This window comes from Streptomyces sp. 13-12-16 (assembly GCF_002114215.1).
In the GTDB taxonomy this organism is placed as follows: Bacteria; Actinomycetota; Actinomycetes; order Streptomycetales; family Streptomycetaceae; genus Streptomyces.
This window is the reverse complement of record NZ_NCTE01001146.1, coordinates 1-1,834: the sequence shown is the minus strand read 5'-3', so window position 1 is coordinate 1,834 and position 1,834 is coordinate 1. Positions and strand designations below refer to the sequence as shown.

1 protein-coding gene is annotated in these 1,834 nt (G+C 76.9%); it reads left to right on the top strand.

Features of this window, described 5'->3' with window-relative positions; all coding sequences use genetic code 11:
- Positions 1-15 precede the first annotated feature (15 nt).
- Positions 16-1,834 (top strand): SDR family NAD(P)-dependent oxidoreductase (locus B7767_RS36615; protein WP_256923694.1); only part of this gene is annotated, 1,819 nt, incomplete at its 3' end.

Sequence of the window (1,834 nt, the reverse complement as noted above, 5' to 3'; positions counted from 1 at the left end):
GAACGGGGCCGGCTCATGGGCGGGTCGACCGCACCGGGCGCCATGGCGGCCGTGCTGGGCGCCGTGGAGCGGGAGGTGGCCGCCCTGGTGGCCGCCTCCGGGGGTGAACTGGCGGTCGCCGCGTACAACGGGCCGGGGCGGCTGGTGATCTCCGGCGTCCCCGACGCGGTCCGCGAGGCGTCGCGGCGGCTCACCGGGCAGGGCGCGACCGTACGCCCGTTGCGGGTGTCACGCGCCTTCCACTCCCCGCTGATGGAGCCGGTCGCCCGGGCCCTGTCGGACGCGGCCCGCGCACTGGCCCCGACGGCGCCCACGACACCGGTGATGAGCACGCTCACCGCGGCGTGGCAGCCCCCGATGACCCCGGACCACCTGCGTGAACACGCCCTGCGCCCGGTGCGGTTCGACCGCGCCGTGGCGCGTCTGCTGGAGGAGGGCTACGACACGTTCGTGGACCTCGGCCCGACCCGGACGGTGGCGCCCACCACCGGTGCCTTCGTGGTGTCCGCGGCCGAAGCGGCGGGTGGAGCACGGGAGTTGCTGGAGACCGTGGCCCGTCTGTGGACCCGGGGCGTACCGGTGGACCGCACGGCCCTCGACGAGGGCTGCCGCCGGGTGCCTCTGCCGCCCTGCCCGTACCGCCGGCAGAACCACTGGCCCTCACCGGGCCTGCTGCACGACGTCGTGTGGCGGCCGACGCCCCCGCTCCCCGCGGACGGCCGTGCCGTCGTGGTGACCGGTGCGGACCCGGCAGAGGCGCGCCGGCTGGCGGACCGGCTCGCCCGCCGAGGAGCGGGTGACGCCGGAACCCCGGAGACCGTGATCCTGCTCGCCGGCACGGCCCGTCCCCGAACGGCGGCGGACCTGGAACAGCACCAGCACCAGGCGGTCACGGCGCTGCGTGAAGCACTCGCGCTGCTCGACCGGACCGGCGCCCGCCGCCTGCTGGTGGTGACCCGGGACGCACACGTCACGGGCCACGGCGCGGAGCGCCCGAACCCCGCCCAGGCGATCCTCGGCGGGCTCGCCCTGGCCGTGCCCCAGGAATCCACGGGGGTGATCGCGAACTGGATCGACCTCTCCTCCCTCGACGACGAGGAGCAGCACCTGCGGGCACTGCTCACCGAGGCATCCGCGCCGCAGGCGGAAGGAGCCGTCGCCTGGCGGGCCGGGCAGCGCTCGGTACGGGCCGTCGTGCCACGCACCGCGGAACACGCGGACCGCACGGCCCCGTTGCCCGCCGACGGCACCTACCTGATCACGGGCGGTGCCGGAGGCATCGGTTCCGCACTGGCCCGGCGACTCGCGGACCGGGCCCGCCCCGTCCTCGTACTGGCAGGACGCTCCCCCCGCCCGCCCCGGGGCCTCCTGGAGGAACTCACCGCTCTCGGCGCCGACGCCCGCTACGTCACGGCCGACCTCACCGTCCCCGACGACGTCGAACGGCTCGTCGCCGGACTCCCCCCGCTGGACGCCGTCTTCCACGCGGCCGGAGTCGCCCGGCCCGGCGGTCTGCGCGGAACGGACGTGCGGGAGACGGTCGACGCGCTGGGCGCGAAGACGCTCGGCACCGTCCTGCTGGCCGAGGCACTGGACCGGCACGGGCAGCGCCCGGGAGTGTGCGTCGCGTTCTCTTCGGTGTCGTCGGTGCTGCCCGGCCTGGCCGGCGCCCTGGGCGCGTACGCGGCGGCGAACGCCTTCCTCGACTCCTTCGCCGGGGCCGAGCGGTCGGTGGGCCGTCCGTGGCTCTCGGTGAACCTCGGGCCGTTCGGCGAGACGGGCCTCGCCGCCGGGGGCGTCGGCGGCCTCGCGACCGCCGCGGGCCGGCCGCTGG